At 44.7% G+C, this 25,760-nt stretch carries 25 protein-coding genes and 1 pseudogene; 21 read left to right on the forward strand and 5 right to left on the reverse strand.

Annotated elements, in window-relative coordinates:
• The first annotated feature begins 136 nt into the window (after positions 1–136).
• The 15 genes from yceD to AC55NX_RS14120 all read left to right on the forward strand — a co-directional run bounded on the left by yceD (position 137) and on the right by AC55NX_RS14120 (position 13,301).
• Complete coding sequence (gene yceD, locus AC55NX_RS14050) at positions 137–658, forward strand: 23S rRNA accumulation protein YceD (protein WP_077334437.1); 522 nt, start codon at positions 137–139, stop codon at positions 656–658.
• Positions 659–698: 40 nt separating this feature from the next.
• Positions 699–869: a 50S ribosomal protein L32 gene (gene rpmF, locus AC55NX_RS14055; protein ID WP_021019534.1), complete on the forward strand. Its 171-nt coding sequence runs from the start codon at positions 699–701 to the stop codon at positions 867–869.
• Between the two features lie 9 nt (positions 870–878).
• Positions 879–1,904, forward strand: coding sequence for a phosphate acyltransferase PlsX (gene plsX / locus AC55NX_RS14060; RefSeq protein WP_059121152.1), 1,026 nt, complete (start codon positions 879–881; stop codon positions 1,902–1,904).
• Between the two features lie 5 nt (positions 1,905–1,909).
• Positions 1,910–2,860 carry a beta-ketoacyl-ACP synthase III gene (locus AC55NX_RS14065; RefSeq protein ID WP_496996319.1) on the forward strand — a complete coding sequence of 317 codons (951 nt, stop codon included), beginning with the start codon at positions 1,910–1,912 and terminating at the stop codon, positions 2,858–2,860.
• A 72-nt stretch (positions 2,861–2,932) separates the two neighbouring features.
• Positions 2,933–3,862, forward strand: coding sequence for an ACP S-malonyltransferase (fabD, locus tag AC55NX_RS14070; protein WP_496996320.1), 930 nt, complete (start codon positions 2,933–2,935; stop codon positions 3,860–3,862).
• Between the two features lie 23 nt (positions 3,863–3,885).
• Positions 3,886–4,620, forward strand: a complete 735-nt coding sequence (gene fabG / locus AC55NX_RS14075) for a 3-oxoacyl-ACP reductase FabG (RefSeq protein WP_059121149.1) — start codon at positions 3,886–3,888, stop codon at positions 4,618–4,620.
• 231 nt (positions 4,621–4,851) lie between these two features.
• Positions 4,852–5,085 carry an acyl carrier protein gene (gene acpP, locus AC55NX_RS14080; RefSeq protein WP_038180604.1) on the forward strand — a complete coding sequence of 78 codons (234 nt, stop codon included), beginning with the start codon at positions 4,852–4,854 and terminating at the stop codon, positions 5,083–5,085.
• Positions 5,086–5,178: 93 nt separating this feature from the next.
• On the forward strand, positions 5,179–6,423 hold the full coding sequence (gene fabF / locus AC55NX_RS14085) for a beta-ketoacyl-ACP synthase II (RefSeq protein ID WP_496996321.1): 1,245 nt from the start codon (positions 5,179–5,181) through the stop codon (positions 6,421–6,423).
• 76 nt (positions 6,424–6,499) lie between these two features.
• Positions 6,500–7,306, forward strand: a complete 807-nt coding sequence (pabC, locus tag AC55NX_RS14090; RefSeq protein ID WP_496996322.1) for an aminodeoxychorismate lyase — start codon at positions 6,500–6,502, stop codon at positions 7,304–7,306.
• Positions 7,300–8,319, forward strand: coding sequence for an endolytic transglycosylase MltG (gene mltG, locus AC55NX_RS14095; protein WP_496996323.1), 1,020 nt, complete (start codon positions 7,300–7,302; stop codon positions 8,317–8,319). The genes pabC and mltG overlap by 7 nt, the downstream gene beginning before the upstream one ends.
• Positions 8,316–8,945: a dTMP kinase gene (tmk, locus tag AC55NX_RS14100; protein ID WP_496996324.1), complete on the forward strand. Its 630-nt coding sequence runs from the start codon at positions 8,316–8,318 to the stop codon at positions 8,943–8,945. The genes mltG and tmk overlap by 4 nt, the downstream gene beginning before the upstream one ends.
• Positions 8,946–8,957: 12 nt before the next feature.
• A complete protein-coding gene (holB, locus tag AC55NX_RS14105; RefSeq protein WP_496996325.1) occupies positions 8,958–9,935 on the forward strand; it encodes a DNA polymerase III subunit delta' in 978 nt (325 codons plus the stop codon).
• Positions 9,908–10,675, forward strand: coding sequence for a TatD family hydrolase (locus tag AC55NX_RS14110; protein WP_496996326.1), 768 nt, complete (start codon positions 9,908–9,910; stop codon positions 10,673–10,675). The genes holB and AC55NX_RS14110 overlap by 28 nt, the downstream gene beginning before the upstream one ends.
• A gap of 452 nt (positions 10,676–11,127) precedes the next feature.
• Positions 11,128–12,561: a PTS glucose transporter subunit IIBC gene (gene ptsG, locus AC55NX_RS14115; protein WP_496996327.1), complete on the forward strand. Its 1,434-nt coding sequence runs from the start codon at positions 11,128–11,130 to the stop codon at positions 12,559–12,561.
• 314 nt (positions 12,562–12,875) lie between these two features.
• Positions 12,876–13,301: a hypothetical protein gene (locus tag AC55NX_RS14120; RefSeq protein ID WP_496996328.1), complete on the forward strand. Its 426-nt coding sequence runs from the start codon at positions 12,876–12,878 to the stop codon at positions 13,299–13,301.
• Between the two features lie 138 nt (positions 13,302–13,439).
• Here the strand turns inward: AC55NX_RS14120 and AC55NX_RS14125 are convergent, their stop codons facing one another.
• Entirely contained in the window at positions 13,440–13,538 is a 99-nt protein-coding gene (locus tag AC55NX_RS14125; protein ID WP_021019547.1) for a MetS family NSS transporter small subunit, read from the reverse strand.
• A gap of 1 nt (position 13,539) precedes the next feature.
• Positions 13,540–15,000, reverse strand: coding sequence for a sodium-dependent transporter (locus AC55NX_RS14130; protein ID WP_496996329.1), 1,461 nt, complete (start codon positions 14,998–15,000; stop codon positions 13,540–13,542).
• A gap of 714 nt (positions 15,001–15,714) precedes the next feature.
• Between AC55NX_RS14130 and cydH the strand changes: the two genes are divergently transcribed.
• Both cydH and AC55NX_RS14140 read left to right on the forward strand, forming a co-directional pair.
• Positions 15,715–15,804 (forward strand): cytochrome bd-I oxidase subunit CydH, encoded by a 90-nt coding sequence (cydH, locus tag AC55NX_RS14135; protein ID WP_157371890.1) that lies wholly within the window; start codon positions 15,715–15,717, stop codon positions 15,802–15,804.
• Between the two features lie 16 nt (positions 15,805–15,820).
• Positions 15,821–16,987, forward strand: a complete 1,167-nt coding sequence (locus AC55NX_RS14140; protein ID WP_496996330.1) for a patatin-like phospholipase family protein — start codon at positions 15,821–15,823, stop codon at positions 16,985–16,987.
• Between the two features lie 56 nt (positions 16,988–17,043).
• Here the strand turns inward: AC55NX_RS14140 and pyk are convergent, their stop codons facing one another.
• Positions 17,044–18,492, reverse strand: coding sequence for a pyruvate kinase (gene pyk / locus AC55NX_RS14145; RefSeq protein ID WP_496996331.1), 1,449 nt, complete (start codon positions 18,490–18,492; stop codon positions 17,044–17,046).
• A gap of 263 nt (positions 18,493–18,755) precedes the next feature.
• On the opposite strand from pyk, the gene mlc reads away from it, so the two are divergent.
• Positions 18,756–19,973 (forward strand): sugar metabolism global transcriptional regulator Mlc, encoded by a 1,218-nt coding sequence (gene mlc, locus AC55NX_RS14150; protein ID WP_496996332.1) that lies wholly within the window; start codon positions 18,756–18,758, stop codon positions 19,971–19,973.
• A 315-nt stretch (positions 19,974–20,288) separates the two neighbouring features.
• The gene (locus AC55NX_RS14155; RefSeq protein WP_496996333.1) at positions 20,289–21,233 is read left to right on the forward strand and encodes a chemotaxis protein CheV; all 945 of its coding nucleotides are present in this window, start codon (positions 20,289–20,291) and stop codon (positions 21,231–21,233) included.
• Positions 21,234–21,343: 110 nt separating this feature from the next.
• On the opposite strand, the gene AC55NX_RS14160 is transcribed toward AC55NX_RS14155, so the two are convergent.
• A complete protein-coding gene (locus tag AC55NX_RS14160; protein WP_496996334.1) occupies positions 21,344–22,087 on the reverse strand; it encodes a YciK family oxidoreductase in 744 nt (247 codons plus the stop codon).
• 75 nt (positions 22,088–22,162) lie between these two features.
• Here AC55NX_RS14160 and sohB point away from each other — a divergent pair, with 75 nt between their 5' ends.
• Together sohB and AC55NX_RS14170 are read left to right on the forward strand one after the other, a co-directional pair.
• The gene (gene sohB, locus AC55NX_RS14165) at positions 22,163–23,224 is read left to right on the forward strand and encodes a protease SohB (protein WP_496996350.1); all 1,062 of its coding nucleotides are present in this window, start codon (positions 22,163–22,165) and stop codon (positions 23,222–23,224) included.
• Between the two features lie 79 nt (positions 23,225–23,303).
• A complete protein-coding gene (locus tag AC55NX_RS14170; protein ID WP_496996335.1) occupies positions 23,304–24,362 on the forward strand; it encodes a GlxA family transcriptional regulator in 1,059 nt (352 codons plus the stop codon).
• Positions 24,363–24,421: 59 nt separating this feature from the next.
• On the opposite strand, the pseudogene AC55NX_RS14175 reads toward AC55NX_RS14170, so the two are convergent.
• Positions 24,422–25,609, reverse strand: a pseudogene (locus AC55NX_RS14175) (MFS transporter); the annotation flags it as partial.
• Between the last annotated feature and the right edge of the window lie 151 nt (positions 25,610–25,760).

Here is a 25,760-nt window from a genome sequence, read left to right on the forward strand (position 1 = left end):
ATTCTTTGGTGTTATGGCGAGAATATATGATAATGCTACGGAGATCACCGTAAGTGGATCGGAATGGCGAAAAAAAGCTAACTTTTTTCCCTTTTTCTTTGACTAAATTTGATTTGGAAGATAATATTCGCGCCCTATGCAAAAGGTAAAAATCCCGCGAACGGTTGATCCCGTAAAAGCAGCTCAGAAACGACTCGACTATGATGGTATTATTCAGGTCGGTCTTTTTAAGCGCTTAGAGGAAGCAGTCGAAGGCGTAAAATGTGACGCTGATGTCTCATTGTCATTTGGGTTTGATGAACAGCGACTCGTTGTTATCTCTGGTAAAGCTAGCATCGAAGTTGATTTGCAGTGTCAACGCTGTAATGAGGTTTTCCCACATCGTTGCGATGTGGATTTCACTTATACCCCGAATTTAGGGAAGAAAAGTGAAGATGCACCGGCATCATACGATTTGGTAGATCGGAATGAGTACGGTGAAGTAGACCTGATTCAGTTGGTTGAAGACGAGTTCATCATTGGTTTACCCCAAGTTGCGATGCATGATCCATCAGACTGTCGTGTTGATTCAGACAATATGGTATTTGGTGACATTCCTGATGAAGTTCCGGAAGATAAACCCAATCCATTTGACGTATTAAAGAGCTTGAAGCGCTAGTTTTTATCGCTAAGCATTCATTAACATAGGAGTAGGGTCCATGGCCGTACAACAAAACCGTAAAACACGTTCTAAGCGTGGTATGCGTCGTTCACATGATGCGTTGACTACAGCTGCTTTGTCTGTAGATGCAACCTCAGGTGAAACTCACCTGCGTCACAATGTAACTGCAGATGGTTACTACCGTGGCAAAAAGGTAATCAACAAGTAAGGTTGACCTTTGCAGTATTATACCGTTGCACTTGATGCAATGGGCGGGGACTTCGGACCTCGCGTTACAGTGCCTGCCGCCGTGCAGGCACTGTCGCGTTTCCCAGCGCTAAAAGTGATTTTGGTCGGTGATCGGAACGCAATCACCTTTCAATTGTCTCAGTTAGGTTACTCTGACAGCTCACGTGTGAGCATTGTTCATAGTGATCAAGTCATTTCTAATTCAGAAAAACCTTCTCTTGCACTGCGCCGCTTTATGCATAGTTCAATGGGAATGGCGATTGACTTGGTGACAGAGCAAGTTGCCGATGCATGTGTCAGTGCAGGGAATACTGGCGCGCTGATGGCTCTTTCACGTTTTCGTTTGAAGTTGCTTCCCGGCATTGATCGACCCGCATTGATTTCTGCGCTTCCGACTGTATCCGGAAAACGGCTGTGGATGCTGGATTTGGGAGCAAATGTTTCCTGTGATGCCGATTCTTTATTTCAGTTTGCTGTAATGGGGAGTGCTTTGGCTGAAGTTCATCTGGGCCATAAGGCTCGAGTGGCTGTTTTAAATGTCGGTGAAGAAGAAATTAAAGGCAATGATTTTGTCAGACGCTGCGCTGATATGTTAAGACAAACACAGTCAATTCAATTTATCGGCAATGTTGAAGGCAATCAGATATTCAATGATCTGACCGATGTTGTGGTTTGTGATGGCTTTGTGGGTAATGTCTGTTTGAAAAGCTGTGAGGGTACGGCCCAGCTGTTTATTGATCAGCTAAAAAATAAAATGTTTGGTTCATCAATAAAGGGTTGGATCGCAAGAAAATTGTTTTCTGAGCTATTTATTGGGTTAAAAAACCTGAACCCCGACCACTATAACGGAGCAAGTTTGTTAGGATTGCGTGGCATCGTGGTGAAAAGCCATGGTAGTGCTGATATATCCGCTTTTGCCAATGCGATAGGAGAAGCGGTACACGAAATTAAAGAGCAAGTACCCAGTCGTATTAGCGAACGATTAGAAGCAGTTTTACTCGAGAGGCATTATTAGTCTTCATGTATAGCAAAATATTAGGTACAGGCAGCTACCTGCCATCTCAGGTGCGGACTAACGCAGATTTAGAGAAAATGGTAGATACGAGCGATGAGTGGATTGTTACACGCACGGGTATCAAAGAACGGCGTGTTGCTGCAGAAGATGAAACGGTAGCCGATATGGCTTATTTGGCAGCGGTAAAAGCGCTGGAAATGTCTGCTGTTTCTAAAGATGATATCGATATGATTATCGTTGCAACGACCAGTGGCAGTCACTCATTTCCTTCATCAGCTTGTCAGGTTCAGGCTCAGCTTGGTATCAAAGGATGCCCGGCTTTTGATATAGCGGCAGCATGTTCAGGGTTTATGTATGCTCTGTCGGTCGCCGATCAACATATCAAATCAGGTATGTGTAAAAACATTCTTGTGATCGGTTCTGATGTGTTGTCAAAAACCTGTGATCCGACTGATCGTTCAACCATTATTCTTTTTGGTGATGGTGCTGGTGCTGTTGTGCTTGGTCGCAGTGAAACCCCCGGAATTCTATCGACTCATATTTATTCTGATGGTGAGTATGGCCCGCTGTTATCTTTGGAAACGCCACAATCGGGCGGTGATTCTGATAAATGGGTCCATATGGCTGGAAATGAAGTCTTTAAAGTTGCTGTTACTCAGTTGTCACAGCTCGTCAAAGATACATTGGCGGCAAATCAAATGGATAAAACGGAATTGGATTGGCTGGTTCCTCATCAAGCGAATCTGAGAATTATCTCCGCAACGGCACGAAAGCTTTCCATGTCTATGAAGCAGGTTGTTGTCACTTTAGACAGACATGGCAACACATCAGCGGCATCTGTACCCACTGCTTTAGATGAAGCTGTTCGGGATGGTCGTATCCAACGTGGTCAGACACTGTTGCTGGAAGCTTTTGGTGGTGGCTTTACGTGGGGCTCTGCACTAGTCGTATTTTAATACTGAAAAACAATCCATATCATGGAGTGATGATGCTCTGTGGCGGGGATTGTTTGGCGAGAGGAATGAAAAATGAGCAAATTTGCTATCGTGTTTCCCGGTCAAGGCTCGCAAACGGTTGGAATGCTTGCTGAACTGGGTGAACAATATGATGTGGTTCAACAGACGTTTGCAGAAGCATCAGATGCCTTGGGATATGATCTATGGTCACTGGTCCAAAATGGGCCTGCGGAAGATCTGAATCAAACTTTTCGGACTCAACCTGCACTGCTTGCGTCTTCGGTTGCAATCTGGCGAGTATGGCAATCTTTGGGATTAGAGATGCCGGAAATACTGGCCGGGCATAGTCTTGGTGAGTATTCAGCTTTGGTTTGTGCCGGTGTCATTGATTTTAAACAAGCGATCAAATTAGTTGAATTGCGTGGCCAATTGATGCAGGAAGCTGTTCCTGTCGGCAGTGGTGCGATGTCTGCTATCATCGGTCTCGACGATGATAGCATTGCGAATGCATGTATTGCGGCCGCAAATGGGCAGGTCGTATCTCCGGTAAACTTCAACTCTCCGGGCCAAGTTGTCATTGCCGGTGAAAAAGATGCCGTTCAACGTGCTGGGGAACTCTGTAAAGAAGCCGGCGCGAAGCGTGCACTGCCATTGCCAGTATCTGTACCGTCTCACTGTGCTTTGATGAAGCCAGCAGCGGACAAACTTGCAGAAACATTGAAAGCGATTACATTCAATTCACCTGAAATTCCAGTGATTAACAACGTTGATGTAATTGCTGAAACAGATCCGGAAAAGATCAAAGATGCGCTTGTCCGTCAATTGTATAATCCTGTCCGTTGGACGGAGACCGTACAAAAGATGCATGATCAGGGAGTTGAAAAACTATTTGAAATGGGGCCGGGAAAAGTTCTGACGGGCCTGACAAAACGAATTGTTAAAACACTGACTGCAGAGGCAGTAAACGATACTGCTTCATTGAATTCAGTTCAGTCATCATAGGGAAAAGAAACATGAGTAATTTCATGAATCTAGACGGTAAGATTGCATTGGTTACAGGGGCCAGCCGAGGTATCGGTCGTTCTATTGCTGAACTTCTTGTAGAACGTGGTGCTACGGTTATCGGTACTGCAACCAGTGAAAATGGTGCCGCTGCAATCAGTGAGTATTTGGGTGGAAAGGGCAAAGGCTTCAAGCTGAATGTTACAGATCTTGACTCTATCGAGTCGGTTCTGAAGGCTATCGGTGAGGAGTTCGGCGTAATCGATATCCTCGTGAACAATGCCGGTATTACTCGTGATAACTTACTGATGCGTATGAAAGATGAAGAATGGCTAGAAATCATGGACACCAACCTGACTTCTATCTATCGTCTTTCAAAGGCTGTTTTACGTGGCATGATGAAGAAGCGTTGTGGTCGTATTGTCAACGTGGGTTCTGTTGTGGGAACCATGGGGAATGCGGGACAAGCAAACTATTCTGCTGCGAAAGCCGGTGTAATTGGCTTTAGTAAATCGATGGCTAGAGAAGTTGCTTCTCGTGGTATTACAGTCAATACTGTTGCACCTGGTTTTATCGAAACTGATATGACAAACGCTATGAATGATGAGCAAAGAGCTGCTACACTCGCTCAAGTTCCCGCAGGAAGATTAGGCTCTCCTCGTGAAATTGCAGCGGCTGTTGCGTTTTTAGCTTCTGAAGAAGCAGCGTATATCAGTGGAGAAACGTTACATGTCAATGGTGGCATGTACATGATCTAAGCCAGTGGTGAACGTGTTTGTAAAAGTGGATAAAATGCAATTATCGATGTTTATAAGCATTATCACCATCAGTGTTTAGTATTTATGCATGATTTATATCAAAAATGGTCTGAACTTCGGTTAAAATCGTAAAAATTGTGGTTTGACCAGCGATGACCCTCTTGCAACTTTCCCTAGTTCTAATAAACTACGGGACATCGCATTAAGCGAAATCTGTAAAGGAAAAGAAAAATGAGCAACATCGAAGAACGCGTAAAGAAAATCATTGTTGAACAGCTAGGTGTAGACGAAGCAGAAGTTAAAAACGAAGCTTCTTTCGTTGAAGATCTAGGTGCTGATTCCCTGGATACAGTTGAGCTGGTTATGGCTCTTGAAGAGGAATTCGACACTGAGATTCCTGACGAAGAAGCTGAGAAGATCACAACTGTTCAAGCTGCGATCGATTACGTTAAAAGCGCTCAGTAATCTATCTCTCCAGGCGGCTATCTGGCCGCCTGAGTTTTAATTAACTCGTCTCATCTCTTCTATAGAACTTTTTCAATTCCGGAGAATATGATTGTGTCCAAGCGTCGTGTCGTTGTTACTGGTATGGGGATGTTATCACCAGTAGGCAACACAGTAGAATCATCTTGGAAAGCTTTGCTTGCAGGACAGAGTGGCATTGTTAACATTGATCACTTTGATACTGAAGGCTTTTCAACTCGTTTTGCAGGATTAGTGAAAAACTTTAACTGTGAAGACTATATGTCTAAAAAAGATGCCCGAAAAATGGATTTATTTATCCAATATGGTATAGCCGCGGGTATACAAGCATTAGACGACTCAGGTCTTGTGATAAACGAAGAAAATGCAGCACGGGTTGGTGTTGCGATCGGTTCTGGTATTGGTGGTTTAGATCTGATTGAGGCTGGTCATCAGGTTCTGGTTGATAAAGGTCCACGTAAAGTCAGTCCTTTCTTCGTGCCTTCGACAATTGTGAATATGGTTGCCGGAAATTTATCAATTATGCGCGGATTGCGCGGACCAAATATTGCTATCTCCACTGCCTGTACAACAGGTTTGCACAACATCGGCCACGCAGCTCGTATGATCGCGTATGGCGATGCTGATGCAATGGTTGCCGGTGGTGCAGAAAAAGCTTCAACACCGCTCGGTATTGCCGGGTTTGGCGCGGCGAAAGCACTGTCAACGCGCAACGATGAACCTGAGAAAGCCTCTCGTCCATGGGACAAAGGGCGTGATGGATTCGTTCTCGGTGATGGTGCCGGTATCATGGTGCTTGAAGAATATGAACACGCGAAAGCTCGCGGTGCAAAAATTTATGCAGAATTGGTTGGTTTTGGCATGTCTGGTGACGCTTACCACATGACCTCGCCAAGCGCGGATGGTTCTGGTGGTGCACTGGCTATGGAAGCAGCAATGCGTGATGCCGGAATTACCGGAACTCAAGTCGGTTATATCAACGCTCATGGAACTTCGACACCAGCCGGTGACCTGGCTGAATTAAAAGGTGTGAAACGTGCGTTGGGTGAAGAAGGTGCGAAGCAGGTACTTGTATCATCGACAAAATCAATGACCGGACATCTTCTAGGTGCAGCAGGTTCTGTTGAAGCCATTATCACCGTGATGTCGCTTGTTGATCAAATCGTCCCTCCGACTATTAACTTGGATGACCCGGAAGATGACTTGGATATTGACCTCGTACCGCACACGGCGCGTCGGGTTGTCAATATGGAATATGCGATTTGTAACTCTTTCGGGTTTGGTGGAACCAACGGCACTTTAATCTTTAAAAAAGTGTAAGTTGTCATTTTATCCACTTGTATTGATACGGCTTGATGCATAGCATTAAGCCGTTTTCTTTTTGTAGGATGCAGATATGATTTTGATTGACGGGATGCCAGTTTCATCTATACCTGCTGATGACCGATCTTTTCAATATGGCGATGGTTGTTTTTCGACGATTCTGACCATCGACGGACAGATGCAGCACTGGTTGTATCATCAGCAAAGAATGGAAGCTTGTCTGACCATATTACAGATTCCGTATCCGGATTGGGATAAAGTGTCGCGCTGGATTAGTCAGGTTATTGTGGCAGCGCCCAAAGCGGGCATCAAAGTCCATATAAGCCGTGGGAGTGGGGGACGAGGATATAGTCCCGACGTCATGTCCTCACCGAGGGTCACGGTCCAGTCATTTGATTACCCGAAACATTATGATGCATTTATTTCTGATGGTGTCCGGTTAGGCATCTGCCAGCAGCGCCTCGGGCATAACCCATTGTTGGCCGGACATAAACATAATAATCGTTTAGAACAAGTGTTACTCAAAGCTGAAGCTGAGACATCCGGTTATGTGGATGCGGTTGCGTTGGATTTGCACAGTCAGGTGATTGAGACGACCATGGCAAATTTATTCTGGTTTCGGGATAATGTGCTCCATACACCAGACTTAACCTTGGCAGGTGTTGCCGGAGTGATGAGACGTGTGGTACTCGATATCGCGACTCAGCTGGGAATCACGGTGAATATCAGCCATTTTTCTCTGGATGATCTGCTTGGTGCAGATGAAATTTTTATGACGAATTCAATTCTGGGGATTGCCCCTGTTATTCAGATTCAATCAGCGTGCTTTGTACTGGGAGAGCAGGTGCGAGATTTACAAAAGAGAGTGAATCAGTGTTAAAGAAAATATTATTTGGATGTTGCCTCGTTGCGTTGGTCGTGATTGGAAGTGTGATCGTTCTTTATCAAAAAGTAGATACTTACCTCACTCAGCCACTTCAATTGCCGACGGAACAGCAATTTGTGACGATTCGTCAGGGTGAGTCATTGCGCTCAGTTCTAAAATCTTTTGAAGATAAATCTTGGTTACATTCTTCTATCGCGGCTCATTTGATGCATCGATTCTATCCGGCACTGGCTAAAATTAAGGTCGGCACCTATCAGGTGCATTCCGGTGAATTGTTACACAATGTACTGCAACGGTTTACCACCGGAGACGAATATCAATTTACGATTACTCTGATCGAAGGCAGCCGTTTTCAAGATATTTTGCAGAAGTTGGCCGCAGAGTCTTATCTGAAGCATGAAATTCAATCGATGCCAGAAGCCGAAATCGCGAAACGGTTGTCGATAGACGAATCAAAATTAGAAGGATTATTCCTTGCTGAGACCTATCACTATACGGCCGGTACCAGTGATATAGAAATTTTGAAACGGGCGAATCAGAAGCTGAAGTCAGTACTGCAGCACGCTTGGGACACTCGGCAGAGTGGTTTACCTTTGCGTTCCCCCTACGAAGCATTAACATTAGCTTCTATTATTGAAAAAGAGACAGCTATTAAAGATGAAAGGCAGCTGATTGCCTCGGTCTTTATTAACCGACTCAATAAAAAAATGAGGTTGCAGACCGATCCAACGGTCATTTACGGTATGGGATCACGCTATGACGGTAATATCCGGAAAAAAGATTTACTCACGCCCACACCTTACAATACTTATGTGATTCACGGTTTGCCACCGACCCCGATTGCAATGGTGGGAAAGGCATCAATTCATGCTGCGCTAAACCCTCAAGCCAGTGATTATCTTTATTTTGTCGCAAGTGGAAATGGCGGCCATGTTTTTTCTCAATCATTGGCGGAACACAATGCTGCGGTAAAACGTTATTTGAAACAATTAAGAACTAAGAAATGAAAGCGAAATTTATTGTAGTGGAAGGGTTAGAAGGTGCCGGGAAAAGCACAGCAATCCAAACCGTGGTGGATACTCTGAAAGATTTCGGCGTTTCTTCTGTCGTAAAAACACGAGAGCCGGGGGGAACGCCGATTGCGGAGAAATTACGTAGCCTCGTCAAGGAAGAACATGAGGGTGAGGTTATCTATGATATGACCGAATTACTGCTGATCTATGCAGCCAGGGTACAGCTCGTTGAAGGGGTCATCAAACCGGCTCTCAACGCTGGACAGTGGGTGATTGGTGATCGGCATGATTTGTCTTCCCAGGCTTATCAGGGCGGCGGACGGCAAATTGATCCTAAGATGATTCAAACGTTAAAAGAATCTGTTCTGGGGCAGTTTGAACCAGATTTCACGCTCTATCTTGATATCAATCCTGACATTGGGCTGGAGCGGGCGAGAGGTCGCGGAGAACTTGATCGCATTGAAAAAATGGATTTGAGTTTTTTCGAGCGGACGCGCGCTCGATATTTACAGTTAGCAAATCATGATGAACGAATTCAGGTAATTTCTGCGGAGCAACCGTTAGAGCTGGTGCAGAAAGATATACGGCGTGTACTAATGAATTGGTTATCTGTTCAATAGGGACTTATGCAAATGTCACTATACCCTTGGTTTCAACAAATCTGGCAACAATGGTGTCAGACACTGGCACATAACTCTGTCTCGCCGGCGACATTGCTGGTCGTAAAAGAGGGGATGGGAGAAGCTACTTTTATCGAAGCCGCTGCCCGTTCTCTGTTATGTGCTCATGGTTCAGAACTATGTGGCTATTGTCATAGTTGTCAGTTGATGGATTCTCAAAGTCATCCTGACTTTCACTGGGTGAAGCCGGAACAGGAAGGGAAATCAATTACCGTCGATGTGGTTCGACAGATTAATCAGTTGGCCCAGGAGTCTTCTCAGTTTGGCGGCTATCGGGTGATTGTAATTCAACCTGCTTATCTTATGAATGAATCAGCGGCAAATGCCTTACTAAAAACATTGGAAGAGCCGCCAAGCCACTGCTGCTTTATGCTTGTTACGGATTGTATTGATCGTGTGCTACCAACCATTTTAAGCCGATGCCGTCAGTTACATGTGTCTGAGCCGGCCCATACCGTTGTCGCTGAATGGTTAGCAAAAGAAACGGGGCAGGATATCGCACCGTACATGATTAAACTGAATGATTATGCGCCGATCCGAGCACTCCAGTTTATTCAGTCACAGGAGCATGAAAAGTATTTGCGATTGGTTGAATTATTCTGTCACTTTCTGCATTCGCCATTACAATTTATACATGCATTGGTTGATGAGATCCAAACTTCTCCGCTTACGAGATTAACTTGGCTATGGTATTTGCTGACTGATGCGCAGAAGTTTCATTTTCAGACACAAGATAAAATTGTGCTGCCGAAAAGTGAAGAAGTTGCGCAATGTCTTTCTTATAGTATGCTTTATCAACAATACCGAGAATTGATCACGTTACTGCATCGTCTGGAAGTACACCGTGGTTTAAACTCAGAACTACTGGTTTTTGACTGGTTATCAAAATTTAAAGGAGCCCCATGTTTGTCGACTCCCACTGTCATTTAGATAAACTCAATTACGATGAGTTACATCAGGATATCCACGATGTTTTAAATAAAGCGCGTAATGCTCAGGTTGAGCAAATCCTATCTGTGGGTGTGACGCTGGCATCCTTTCCCCAAATGCTAAAAATGATCGAACCATTCGACTGGGTTCATGCTTCCTGTGGTGTCCATCCGTTGGATGTTGAAAGTGATTTTGCACTCGATACTTTTTATGAATATGCCAGTCATGCCAAAGTTATTGCAATCGGGGAGACTGGGCTTGACTATCACTATCGTCCGGAGACGGCTGAGTTACAGAAGCTGAGGTTCATGCAGCAGATTGAAGCTGCTGTTGCGTTGAATAAGCCTTTGATTATTCATACCCGTAACGCAAGAGAGGATACGCTGGCATTATTGCGTCAAGGAAAAGCGGACCAATGTCGTGGTGTGATTCACTGTTTCACAGAAGATATGGCATTTGCTCAGGCCGCTATGGAACTTGGTTTTTATATTTCAATTTCCGGGATTGTTACTTTCCGTCAGGCGATGGAATTGAAATCCGTCGTAAAAGACCTGCCTTTAGATCGTCTGTTGATTGAAACAGACTCTCCTTATTTGGCTCCTGTCCCTCATCGAGGACAAGAGAATCAGCCTGCTTTTGTTACTGAAGTGGCAAAGTGTATTGCGCAATTAAAAGAGATACCTGTGAGTGAAGTTGCACATCAAACAACAAAGAATTTCTTGGATCTTTTTTTTCTTTAGAAAAAATGTTTGTTGTTAAAAATATTACTATGCACTATTTTAGGGCAACAAATTAATTTGCTACTCAAAAAAATAGATTTTTAGTTGGTTATTTCGCTGATTTAATCGACATAAATCGAAAAAAGGTTAATTTGTAATGATAATTAACATAAAGGTGTCATTTATTTTCGATGAAAAATTAGATTCTATGGTGATTTATTTATTTTATATCAATAGCTTACGTATGTTGTAATCCATTTCATAGTGCTTGCTATGATTGTGATCTATATATTACTTTGAAACTAAAGTTGTTAACTTTCTGGAAAGTTTGAGAGACGTCAATATATATTTAGAGCCGGAAAATATAATGCCTACGTGGTTAACTTTCCACGAGAACTTGGGGAATGGCGACGGGGGTGGCCATGAAGTTCTCGTTTAATTAAATTCTAATAACTTACTCAGGAGCATAAAATATGTCTAAGAGCCTTTTTGCGGAACTGCAAAAAGTTGGTAAATCACTGATGCTACCCGTATCAGTTTTACCGGTTGCAGGTATATTACTTGGTGTTGGTGCCGCTAATTTCAGCTGGTTACCAGAAGTCGTTTCTCATCTGATGGAGCAGGCAGGTGGTTCGGTATTCGGACAGATGGCATTGCTATTTGCTGTCGGTGTTTCATTAGGTTTTACAAATAATGATGGGGTTTCCGGACTTTCCGCTATCGTTGGTTACGGTATCATGGTTGCGACATTGAAAGTCATGGCAACTGTGATGGGGGTTGACTCCATCGATACAGGGGTTCTCGGTGGGATCCTCTCGGGTGGTCTTGCCGCATGGGCATTTAACCGTTTCTTCAAGATTCAATTACCAGATTATCTAGGTTTCTTTGCCGGTAAACGTGCTGTGCCAATTATCACAGGCTTCCTGTCGATTATCCTTGGTGTCGTGCTTTCCTTTATCTGGCCACCGATTGGCTCTGCTATCGCTGCATTCTCTGATTGGGCTGCGCAACAGAACCCTGTGTTGGCATTTGGTATTTACGGCGTAGTTGAACGTTCTCTTATTCCTTTTGGTCTGCACCACATTTGGAACGTACCATTCTTCTATGAAGCCGGTACATGTACAAACAATGCGGGTCAAGTCGTTCATGGTATCATGACTTGCTTCCTGACTGCTGATGACGCCTCTCGTGCTGTGGGTAATGGTTTTGGTCAGCTTGCTGGTGGTTATCTGTTTAAAATGTTTGGTCTGCCTGCTGCTGCTTTTGCAATTGCGCGTTGTGCTAAACCTGAAAACCGTGCAAAAATCATGGGTATCATGGCATCAGCTGCATTGACTTCATTCCTGACTGGTATTACTGAACCAATCGAGTTCTCATTCCTGTTTGTTTCACCATTACTTTATGGAATCCATGCGCTGCTTGCTGGTCTGGCATATGTCATCACTAACTATTTGGGTATAGTTCACGGTCATACATTCTCAAATGGTTTCATCGACTTTGTCGTGCAATCTGCACATGCACAGAAAATGTTACTGCTTGTTGGTGTCGGTCTTGTTTATGCTGTGATTTACTATGTTGTATTCACCGTTGTCATCCGTGCTCTGGATATCAAAACACCAGGCCGTGAAGACGAAACATTGATGGACGATGTGGTTACCGGTGATTCAGAAATGGCATCTGCACTTGTTGCTGCATTCGGCGGTAAAGCGAATATCACAAACTTAGATGCATGTATCACTCGTTTACGTGTTTCTGTTGATAACACTGATGCTGTTGACCAAGACAAGCTGAAATCTCTGGGCGCTGCCGGTGTTGTTGTTGTTCAAGGTGGTGTTCAGGCTATCTTCGGTACTCGTTCTGATGTACTGAGAACTGAAATGGACGAATGGATGCGCAGCCATAACTGATATGGTTTGATGTATTTCATTTCGTGACAGAAAGGGAGCTTCGGCTCCCTTTTTTGATGGTCGGCATTGCTAAGCTGACTGAAAATGTGATAACTGATTTCTATTTAGAATCTAGATACTAAAGAAGACCGCCACTGCTCCCGTAGACTCGGTGATATTTGTCGAAACCATCTCTTGAAGACCGGGTATATTCCCACGATTGATGAATCGAATTTTTGAATATCTTTGTTTTACATTGACTCATTCATGACATTAATGACTGTTAAGTTAGTAAAGTGATTTTTATTTCTTCATGTTTATAAGAGAGTCGTGCGATGAGAATAATGACTATTGCTATCGGTGCCTTGACGTTGTCATCATTTGCTTATGCTGCATCATCAGTTACATCATCTCCTCAGGTTGCTGTCGGGCTTGGTGTCGATCAGGGGTTAAGTGCAGTGTTGGAGCTGAATGACCAGTATCGTATCTCCGCTGGCAATGATGGTATAAGTGCTGACTACTTGTTTAAGAAGGGGCAATTTGATCAGCCTAATATTCCTGTGGATTGGTATGTGGGGGCCGGAGGCTGGACGGAGTGGGGTGACCATGACAATGACTTTGGTGTCAGATTACCTCTCGGAGTGGACTGGACATATAAAAATCGCATTCATGTTTATGGACAGGTCCATCCTGAACTTGACTTACATGATGATGTAGAGCTTCAGCTCGGTGCAGCGGCGGGTGTGAGCTATCAATTTTAGAGCATTTCATGAACTGAATGTTGCCAAAAAGTGGCAAATCACTGGGGAACTTTCAATGAGTTGTCTAGTTAATCATCTAAAAAAGCCGATAGATGGAAGTCTATCGGCCTTAATCATTGCGCGTAACTTGACTGGTAATTAGTCAGATTGACGCATTGCTTTCTTCATACAGATAAATGCACCGCCCCATGTAATGCCTAGGCCAATAACCATCATAATGATTGCACTGATATCCATGTTATACCTCCTGAGAACGACTTTTCAGGTTAATTGAAATACCGACAACGAACAGGGCAATAATCAGAACCCAGCCGATGGTTAGGTCATAGCCGCCATAACCTTCAGTCAATAACGTGTGAAGTTTGGTCGCAAGAATCATCGCTAATATGACTGGTGTGATAAAGCGCAGACAAATATCAAACCAGACACCGATGGAAAAGTCAGATTTGGAATTTGCATACTTACGGATATCTGACACCTTGAACAACCAGGTCATCATCACAATCTCGACAAAACAGCCGGTCATGATGCCGATATTGTTTGCAAAGTGATCGACAAGATCGAGCAGTAAGATACCGCCATCAGTGACGAAAGCCATTGAAACAATAAAGCTAATACCGATGACAATACTTGCGGCCTTGTTACGACGCCATTTGGTTTTATCAATGATGGCTGATGTTACGGCTTCCATTATCGATATATGAGAACTCAAACCGGCAACGACGAGTGCAAAGAACATTAATGGGCCGAAAATGTATGGTGCCGGCAATAAGTTAATTGCAGCGGGAAGGGTAACGAACGCCAGCCCGACACCCGATGAGACGACATCAGTGAGCGCTTTCCCTTGCTCTTGGGCCATGTAACCTAACACTGAAAAAATCATGATACCTGCGAGAATCGAAAAGCCACAGTTAATCAGCACCGTCATAAATGCATTGTTGGTGATATCTGATTTTTCCGGCAGGTAACTCGAATAAGCCAGCATAATGGCAAAACCAATACTCAGGGTAAAGAATATCTGACCGTATGCGGCTGCCCAAACTTTAACATCCCATATCTTACTGAAGTCTGGTTTGAACATGTAGTTCATGCCATCTAATGCACCGGGAAGCATGGACATCCGCCCGATGAGCACCAGTACCATAATGAATAGAATCGGCATCATAACTTTTGAAGCACGTTCAATCCCTGATTTCACACCATTCACAATCGCAATGTAGGTGATGCCCCACGCAAGTGCGACGGTCAATGCAATATTCCAGCGGATACCACCTAAGTTTGTCGGTGTGTTCTCACCAAGTCCTAGATAATTGCTGAAGAAAAAAGTATTGGTTTCTGTTCCCCAACCTTGAGTGAACGAAAGACCGAAATAGGAGATAGCCCAGCCGATGACGGCAACATAATAAACACCGATAACAGCAGCTACCCCAACTTGGAACCAGCCAAGCCACTCAAATTTTGAATGGATCTGAGAAATTGTCTTTGGTGCTGAACCGCGGTGTTTCTGTCCCATGCTGAATTCTAGAATCATGAATGGGATACCAGCCGTGAGCATGGCGAAAAGGTAAGGGATAAAAAATGCGCCACCTCCATTTTCGTAGGCCATATACGGAAAGCGCCAGATATTACCTAAGCCGATAGCGGATCCGACCGCAGCTAAGATAAAACCGGCACGAGAGCCCCATTGTTCTCGCTTCATTTGATACTCCTTTGGTAATGCTTTCTGAGTGATGAAGTTTCACCCTATCGTTAATAGTTAAATTATAGTTAGTTAAAACATAGGTAGGGTGAATGACTCCCTTGACTTATTTTTTTAACTTATAATCACTAATATTTAGAATTATATTTTTATTTCTAAGCGATATCTCAGAATATTATTCTGTATGTTGTGATGTGTGTACGCAACAAATGAGATGTTCATCTGTGCATAGCTATCGAGATTACAGATTTATAAATAGAAAGGCAATAGATTGTAAATGTAATGGGTGTTTTGTGTTGCAGATGTATATTTTATATATATCTATTTGAATGGGTTAATTACATTATTATTTGTATTAATATGAGTGATACGCCTGCTTTTTGGTGGTAAGTGTAGTTTTTTAATCTATATTAATATCATTGGTGCTCTGTCTGATTTCTATTCAAGAACTAGTGTATTACTCGTTAGAGAAGCAAATCTGTAGCAGTGTTTATCGCAATGTCATCATTTGCAATCAAAGTCATAGACTTTTTTGGTGTTAAGAGGATACATTTATTCGAGCAATATTTGTGATATTCTTTTCATAAGTATGATGAAGGAATTGACAGTAATTGCCATCTTATTAGATAGATATAGATGCTGAAGTCGTAATCAGTATGGTATCTCTTCTTTTTTATGAATAGGGTCAGATGATCCGAAATACTGGAGGTGTGTATGGATGTTGATCTGAAATATGCTGTGATAATTACAGGCATTATTTTTGCGGTATTGATTGGTTCTGGGTTGATTGCCATTGCTAACTAGATTACAACAGCCGCCTATGGGAAAAAATGTTGGTGTAATTTCTGAACAGCAGGTCATCGATGATTGTGACCGTTTATCTCGGTTCATTGGTGGGAAAAATGCTTTGGTTGCTCAAGGTGGCGGTCAGCGAGGCATTTTTACTGCCGGTGTTCTGGATGCCTTTAACCTTTCTAACTTTGACCCGTTTGATGTCTATTACGGTACGTCAGCGGGGGCGTTAAACCTTTGTGCATTTCTTTGTCGTCAGCATGGGCTTGGCAAAGCGTTTATTACCGACTTAACCACGGATTCTTCATTCTTTAATCTTTTTGCCTATATCAGGAAAAAGCAGTACGTCGATTTGTCATGGGCTCTTGAGCGCATCGTTGAGTATCCGTATCGGCTTGATTTGGATATGGGACGTCAGGTCTTAGGAGACAGAAAGGCATATGCGGCCGTTACCAGTTCAGAGACGTTGATCGATCATTACTTGCCGATGGTTCACTCAAACTGGAGAGAGGTGCTGTTAGCTTCATGTGCTATTCCGACGCTATGCCATCATCCAATCAATATTAATGGTGAATCATATGTTGACGGAGGTATTTCGGCATCGATTCCTGTCCAAGAAGCGTGGCGGCAGGGTGCTCGGTTTATCGCTGTCATTCGGACTGAATCGGTCATCAATAACAAAGCCGGGTTACAATCTGCTAACTTGCCGCCGAAACCGAGTGAAGTATGGCTGCGTCAGTCGTTCAGTTATCTGCAAAATCAGTGGCAGCAGAAAGTTACACAGTGGCGTCAAGACTGGCGTAACTACGTACGTCAGAAAATGTCTCTGGTTCCTCAGGAAGAAATGTTGAATGGCGGGCGCTGGTTATTTGGCTCGGATCAACTGTATCGAATGAGTCATTTAATTGGTGGTTCGGTGGATACACGCCTGACCGATATGCTGATGGTTCATTACCAGACATATGCCTTGACCCTTGAGTTTTTAAAACGTCCTCCAGATGATGTGTTCGTGATTCAGATTGCCCCGGAGCAGCCACTCCGTTCCAACACGTTGCTGAGCAGAAAAAGCGATTTATTATGGGATTATGAGCAAGGGCTACAAGCGGGTTATAACTTTATTCGTAGTTGGGAGGACGCCCGGGCTTTGAGCGGCCAACCGCTGAAAGCCTCAAAATCAGGGCTGCTGGAATCATAGCAGCCCAGTGGGCGTTTTTTCTAAAACTCAATTTTCTAAAACTCAATTGTATTTAACTAAAAAACGGGGAGAACTCGCATACAGTTTGTTGTCCCTTCGACACCCATCACGTCACCCTGAGTGATAATCACAATATCGCCAAATGCCAGCTGCTTTTTCTCTTTGAGAACTGAAAGAGCTTCGAGTGCGATCTCATAGGCTGATTCCTGATGACTCTCAAAATACCAAGGAATCACCCCGCGATACAACGCACAGCGGTTTAACGCTTTTTCATTATTCGACAGGGCAAAGATGGGTAGTTCTGAGTTGAGACGTGAAGTCATTAACGCTGTTCTGCCTGACTCGGTCATGGTCACAATTGCTTGAATACCATCCATATGGTTTGCTGCATAAATTGTCGACATGGCGACGGTCTCTTCTGCCGTGACAAATGTGCTCTCCAGCCGATAACTCTGAGTTTTCACTTCCATCACACTTTCTGCGCCAATGCAGACTTCGGCCATCGCTTTTACCGTTTCGACAGGATATCTCCCTGCTGCCGTTTCTCCGGATAACATCACTGCATCAGTACCATCGATGACTGCGTTGGCGACATCCATCACTTCCGCCCGGGTTGGCATCGGGTTTTCAATCATCGACTCCATCATTTGGGTCGCCGTAATCACAACGCGATTCAGTGCCTTTGCCCGGTAAATCAATTTCTTCTGTACACCGACTAATGCCGGATCTCCGATTTCGACCCCTAAATCGCCACGGGCGACCATGATGACGTCAGATGCCATAATGATGTCATCAATATTGGCTTGGTTTGAGACTGTTTCTGCACGCTCAACTTTGGCGACGATCTTAGCTTCTAGTCCTGCATCCCGGGCCAGACGTCGTGCATATTGTATATCTTCACCATTTCTGGGAAACGAAACGGCGAGGTATTCCACGTCAAGTTCTGCCGCCAGCAGAATATCCTGCTTATCTTTTTCGGTGAGTGCCTGAGCAGAAAGACCGCCGCCCTGACGGTTGATCCCTTTGTTATTGGATAGAGGCCCACCGACCGTGACGGTTGTATGGATTTTTTGTCCTTCAACCATAATGACTTGCAGCTGAACCCGTCCGTCATCCAGCAGCAGAATATCGTTTCGTTGAACATCATTGGGGAGATTTTTGTAATCAATTCCGACAGCTTCTTGATGGCCGGTTCCGGGGGGCATCTCCGCATCCAGTGTAAATCGATCACCGACATTCAGCGTGATCTTGCCATGAGTAAAAGTAGATACACGAATCTTCGGTCCTTGAAGATCCCCCAGTATCGCCACGTTGTGTCCAAGTCTGGCTGCAATTTCACGGACTTTTCTGGCCCGAAGGCGATGATCGTCCGCTGTTCCGTGCGAAAAATTCAGGCGGACCACATTAGCCCCCGCTCTGATCAGCGCTTCAAGATTATTATCGCGATCAGTTGCGGGGCCGAGGGTTGTTACAATTTTAGTTCTTCGTTGTATTTTTCTTGGCATGATTTACTCCTGACTGAAAATCATAGAGTGAGCAGTGTAAGTATACTTGAGAACGCTCAAAGCGCTGGGTGAATGGTTAAAAATTTAACATTTTTGTAAAAAAAGTATCGTGAGTTCAGCCTGCTTCGGATGAGTGAACATTTGACTCCCAACACAAACTTGACTGATCGTGCGTGATGCCTGTCACGCTCACATATCAAATTGCTTCACAATTACTTTGCAAAGTAAAAAAATTAGCAGGTTGTTGATTTCTGGAGCACATCATGTATACGGCTCAGCCCGGCCATATTGATCACATCAAGCAAATTAATGCTGGTCGTGTTTACAAACTGATTGATCAAAAAGGTCCTATTTCACGTATTGATCTGTCTAAAGAGAGTGAACTTGCTCCGGCAAGTATCACCAAGATCACGCGTGAGCTCATCGATGCTCATCTTGTCCATGAAACAACCGTTCAAGAAGCTATTAGCCGCGGCCGTCCTGCGGTCGGTCTTCAAACCAGAAATGAGGGGTGGCAATTCCTTTCGATTCGTTTGGGACGGGGATATCTGACGATTGCACTCCATGAATTAAGTGGTGATGTGCTGATCGATACGAAAATCGATATTCATGAAGTTGACCAGGATGACTTACTGGCCCGGTTGTTCCACGAGATTGAAGAATTCTTTCTGACCTACACCCAGCAACTTGAGCGAGTGACCGCGATTGCCGTGACACTACCGGGCTTGGTCGATGCAGACAATGGGGTTGTCCTGCAAATGCCCCATTACAATGTCGATAATCTTGCGTTAGGGGCTGAGATCTATCAGGTAACAGGGTTACCGGTTTTTATTGCCAACGATACCCGGGCTTGGGCACTGGCCGAAAAGCTATTCGGTCACTCTCAGGATGATGACAACTCGGTCTTAATTTCTATTCACAATGGTTTGAATGCGGGTGTGATTGTCAATGGGCGTGTATTACAGGGCAAACATGGCAACATCGGTGATCTGGGGCACATTCAGATTGATCCTCTGGGTCTGCCTTGTCATTGTGGCAATCGTGGTTGTCTGGAAACAGTGACGAGTTCGAAGGCTTTGCGGGAGCAAGCTATGTCAAGAATTGCCAATGGTGAGCAATCATCGTTGAGTCGTCTGACGGAAATATCAATTGAGGATATTTGTATCGCAGCGGCCCAAGGAGATCCATTATCGTGTGATATTATGGATCGACTGGGCAGACATCTCGGTCAGGCCATTGCGATCGTGATTAATATGTTTAATCCGGAGAAGGTGCTTATTGGTGGGGTGATTAATCAGGCTAAAGCAATTGTTTACCCACCGATGCTCAAATATATCGAGAGCCAATGTAATCCGGCTTACCGGGAGCAGGTCAAAATCGTGGAATCCCGTTTTTATAAACAGTCAACGATGCCCGGAGCCGCACTCATCAAACAAGCTTTATATGATGGTTCATTATTGATGACCATTGTTGATCGTTAAGCCGGGTGACAGGTCAGAGGTAAGATCACCACGAGTTTCCCTACCATTGTCTATTTTCTGATGTATTCTCCTAGCTTTATCGCTTAATATGTTTCACAGTTATATTCAGGCATTTTGACGACTTTCCAGCCCACTCAGGCCTCTCTGTTGTTTGACCTGGGTTTGCATCAGTCCAAACCATTTATGCAGAGACGGAAAAGTGAAAGTTTCGTATCGATAAATACGAAGTACAGGGTGCTGAAGCGGGTATATTACACAGCACCCGAAAGCGTTTAGGTATATACTATTAACAGTTTTTAATTGGTGGAATCTCGTATGTCAGGTGTTTTAAATACGGTTGACCAGCGCACGAATCTCGTCGGAGAGAATCGCCTTGAACTGCTCCTTTTCAGATTGAACAGTCGACAGATTTTTGCGATTAATGTGTTTAAAGTCAAAGAAGTGATCAAAGTTCCGATTTTGACCAAAATGCCCGGAGCACACCCGCATATCACAGGTGTCGCTTCTTTGCGCGGAGAGCCGGTTCCTGTCATCGATTTGAGAAGAGCGATTGGTTTTCCTGCTTCTCAAACTGAGTTGGAAGAACAGAACTTGATCATTACGGAATATAATCGGTCGGTTCAGGGCTTTTTAGTCGGACAAGTGCGCAATATCATCAATACCGCTTGGACAGAGATTCAGCCTCCGCCCCGGACTGCGGGAAGAGCAAATTACTTGACGGCAATCACTCAGGTGAAAGAACAGGATCAGGCGCACATTGTTGAAATCATCGATGTCGAGAAGGTCTTGGCAGAAATCGTTCATTATGATGTTTCAATTTCAGCCGAAGTCTTGGACGAGAATTTAATGCCGGAAATGATGGGGCGCAAAGTATTGATTGTCGATGACTCGGCAACCGCCAGAAATCAGATCAAAGGTACATTATCTCAGCTGGGCTTGGAAATCATCGAGTGCCGGGATGGATTAGAAGCGTATAATTTGCTCCGTAGATGGTGCGATGATGGTAAAAATGTCAGCCAAGAGATCTTATTTATGATCACCGATGCTGAGATGCCAGAAATGGACGGTTATAAACTCACCTATGAAATTCGTAATGATGAGCGGATGAAAGATTTGCACATTACCCTGAACACATCATTGAGCGGTAGTTTTAACGAAGCAATGGTGAAAAAAGTTGGCTGTGACCGTTTTATATCGAAGTTTCAGCCGGATATGTTAGTCCAAGTCGCACAAGACCGGTTACGTGAAGTCTTATCCTGATCATTGGACAATAAAGTGTTGATAAAGAACCGGGTCATCAAGCTGATGACCCGGTTTCGTATCAAACAGATACCTGTGTTGTACAATCGGCAGACCGATTGAATACTGCGTTAGTCTTTTGACTGCGCTGCGATACACTCACCGTGAACTGCCTGACCTTCGGGGGCCATCAGATAAAGGTATAGCGGCATAATATCTTGCGGTGTTTTTAACGTGTTCGGATCTTCTGAAGGGAATGCTTCAGCACGCATCCCTGTTCGTGTACCGCCCGGGTTAATCGCATTGACGCGAATATTGGTCTCACGGAGTTCATCCGCCAGGATCTGCATCATCCCTTCTGTGGCGAATTTGGAGATTGAATAGGTTCCCCACAGAGCGCGTCCCTGATGTCCGACCGTTGAGCTGGTAAAGACAATTCGCGCATCGTCAGACTGACGTAATAGCGGTAATAGCGCCTGAGTCATCATCAGTTGAGCTCGGACGTTGACTTGCATGACAGCGTCATAAGTAGCGAGTTCGATTTGCTCAAGCGGGCAAAGCGTTCCCAGTAAACCGGCGTTATGCAGGACACCGTCCAAACGACCAAATTGATGTTCAATTGTCTGCATCAATTCACGATAATCCTGTTGTGTCGCCTCTTGTAAATCTATCGATATGATGGTCGGCTCCGGTGCTTCGAGTGCCACAATCTCATCATAGGTTTGTTCCAGTTTTTTGACCGTGCGGCCGAGTAAAACGACCGTTGCGCCATGTTGAGCAAAACTGATTGCTGCCTGCTTGCCAATGCCGTCACCGGCACCTGTAACCAGAATCACACGGTTTTTGAGTGTGTTTGGTGCAACAGAATAATTCATCTAGCCTCCTTTTGTTATGCTTTGTTGTTTAAGATGGTTACAATACACCAATTCGTAAAGGAGAGGATGAGAACATTGGATTTTTTATTGGATTATGGCCTGTTTCTGGCCAAGATTGCGACGTTGGTTGTTGCGCTTATCGTCATACTTGTGATTGTCAAATCGGTCAGTGGAAAGAGTCACGGTGCTAAAGGCGAGTTGGAAATTATCGACCTGACAGAAAAATATAAACAGACCACCCATCATTTAGAATCTTACCTGCATGATAACGCTTATCTGAAAGCGCGTGATAAAGCAGAGAAGAAAAAAGAGAAAGCCAAGCATAAATCTGCTGAAAAAGAGATCAAAAAAGCAGCGAAAGAAGGGACGCTGGAATCCCAGCGAGAACCACATCTGTTTGTGCTTGATTTTCACGGTAGTATTGATGCTAAAGAAGTGACTTCTCTGCGTGAAGAAATCTCAGCTATCCTGGCGGTTGCGCAATCCGGAGATGAAGTACTGCTGCGACTTGAATCCGGTGGTGGGATGGTTCATGGCTATGGTCTTGCTGCTTCACAGCTTGATCGTCTGAAGTCCGCCGGATTGCCCCTCACAATTGCTGTCGATAAAGTAGCTGCAAGCGGTGGATACATGATGGCATGTATTGCGGATAAACTGGTTGCCGCACCTTTCGCGATTGTGGGATCAATCGGTGTTATTGCTCAGTTGCCGAATTTCAATAAATTATTGAAAAAGAATCATATTGAGTTTGAACAGTTGACCGCCGGTGAATTCAAACGCACCTTAACGATGTTTGGTGAGAATACCGACAAAGCGCGCGATAAATTCAAACAGGAACTGGAAGAAACGCATGGGCTGTTCAAGCATTTCATCCGCGAGCATCGTGCATCACTTGATGTCGATAAAGTATCAACGGGCGAGCACTGGTTTGGGACGCAAGCGAAAGATTTAGGCTTGATTGATGATATTCGCACATCGGATGATTTGGTGACTGAAGCTTGCCAGCAGAAGAAGGTTTTATCTGTCCATTATGTGCAAAAGAAAAAACTGACTGAAAAACTCCCGGGAATGGCGGCTGAAGCTGCTGATCGTGTGTTACTCAAATTGATTAGTCGGGGACAACGTCCGATCGTTTGAGAACCTATCATGCCCCATCATTTGTATGGGGCACCGATAGCATTACCATGTGGATAGGGTCAACGAGGTTGAAGTGAATATGGTAAGTCCGTATCAAATTTATTTCTTGATCAACTCGCAAATTCATTTACTGGATCTTGCCGGCCCGGTTCAGGCAATCAATCAAGCAGACCAGCTAACGGCTCAGTTTGAGACGCACTTCATTGGTTTTTCTGAACACATGGTCAGTCATCAGGGGCTTGCGTTGACTCACATTGCTGCCCCACCGGAGCAACTTCCCGAACGTGCCGTCATTTTTGTCTGTGGTTCAAAATATTCGCAAGATATCTATACCGATACCATCGCGCAGCAAAGTATCGGCTGGCTGAAACAAGCGATTCAACCAGATACTTATGTTGTGGGTATCTGCACGGGCACTTTCTTACTCGCGAAAGCGGGACTCACTCAAGGCAAGAATGTGACCACGCATCATGATCTGGTGCAGGTGCTGGCCAATCAGTTCCCCGGGACACAGGTACTGGCGGATCGAATTTTTGTTCACCACGACAACTTGATCACCAGTGCCGGCGTGACCGCAGGGATTGATACCACCTTGTATCTGATTGAACGGCTGACTTCAGTCAAAACTGCGGTGGATGTCGCAAGGGAACTGGTTGTTCATCGGCGCAGAATGGCACATGATCCACAAATTTCGGTGCACTTTAAACATCGTAACCATATCAGCCCGCTGATCCATGCCGTTCAGGATTACATTCTGGACAACTATCGGCAGCCTTTGACGATCAGCGAGTTATGTCAGCATTTCCGGGTATCGCCTCGTCATCTGCAACGGACGTTTAAAACCCACACGGAAGCAACATTGCGTGATTATATTGCCGAAGCCCGGCTGCAAGAAGCCAAAATATTGATCGATAATGGTATGGGCGTTGAACAGGCCGCTTATTTGTCTGGGTTTCCCAATCCGGTTTCGTTACGTACCGTGTGGAAAAAACGGTTTACTTCATTACCCAGTCAAATTTCTTCCCGCTTATCGTCGACGGCATCTTGTGAGCCTTCCCGGGACAAGACTTCCCGGGATAAGAAAGTCGCAGCAAAGGCCGCGAGGCCACACAGCAAAACTAACAGCAAGATAAGATAGCGATAGTGATGGAAGACATCATACAGTAATCCCCCGGCTGAAACGGTGATAAATACGCTGAGCTGGTGGGCGGTGAACAATAAGCCAAACAAACGTCCCTTCAGTTGTGCTCCGAAGTAATTCAAACACATCAATGAGGTAATGATAACCGTTCCCATATAGGTTAGCCCAAACACCAGCGCGAAGAGCAGATAGGTGAATTTCGATTGTGTATCATAGATGAGTAACAGTGAACCACCACGCAGCAGATAAAGTTGGATTAACAAGCTCACTGGTGATGAGCGCCTCAGTCGCCAGCCGACGATAACTGCACCGCATAACTCGGCGATCCCAAGTAAACTCAGGGTTGAGGCCGTGACTTCCTGATAAGTCGAGAACGCAGTGAACTGCTGTTGAATCAATGGAACGAGATGGACATCGATAAATCCCATTGATGCACCGCAGCCGGCAAAAGAGACCGCCAGACAGATGAAAGTCGGTGTATACATATTTTGGAGTACCTGCCGTGGTGTCACCTGACCGAAGGACTGTTGCTGTGGAAAGGCGGCGGATTGAGTCATTTGACGATGGAGCAGGATAATCAAGGGTACGACGCAACCGAGAAAAATCAACCCGATTGCCGTGCAGAGCATTGACCATGACACAAATCCGCTCAACCAGACTAAAACCGGTGAGAGTAAGATAAACCCGATTGCTGTACCGTTTGAAATCGCTGCAAAGGCCATTCCTTTGTGTTGTTGGCTGAATATCTGATCAATAAAGATACCCAATGGAATGTAGGTCATGGCGGTTAGAGCATAGGCCGACATGATGCCGTAGAGCACTAAAAAAGCAGCATAATTGTCGGTAATTGTGAGCAGCAGAAAAATCGCCGATGCCATGAGTGCGCCACTCAATATAGTGAGCAGTGCGCCATATCGGTCACAGACCCATCCGACAAGCGGTGACATGACGCCAACAGACAGCCCGAATAGTGCACCGGAGACGGATAGTTCACCCCGGGTGATCGAAAGGAACTCTGTCAGTGGTATAAAATAGATTTGATAGCTACTTTTGATCGTGGATGCCAGAAAGGTAATACAGATGCCAGCCACAATCATTAGCTGAAGTTGAGTTCGTGTGAAAGTCAAAATGCAAACTCCTTTGCCAAATACATCCAATACGACGGTCATACCCTCATTATCGGGTATCTGAACAATGGAATCCGTTGAAAATACGCCATAACTCCGGCACATTTGTGCACTCATCTGAATCGCAAAGGTTATATAGACGGGATTCGGATCGTTTTTGTAGTGAGTCTTGTTGCGGGTTATTCAGAGCATGGAGAACGATAAATATCAATCGCTTTGCAGGTGTGATATCGCGGACAATCACTGATGATTTTTCGGTTTGAGTGAA

Source organism: Vibrio rubrogenes, assembly GCF_059641415.1.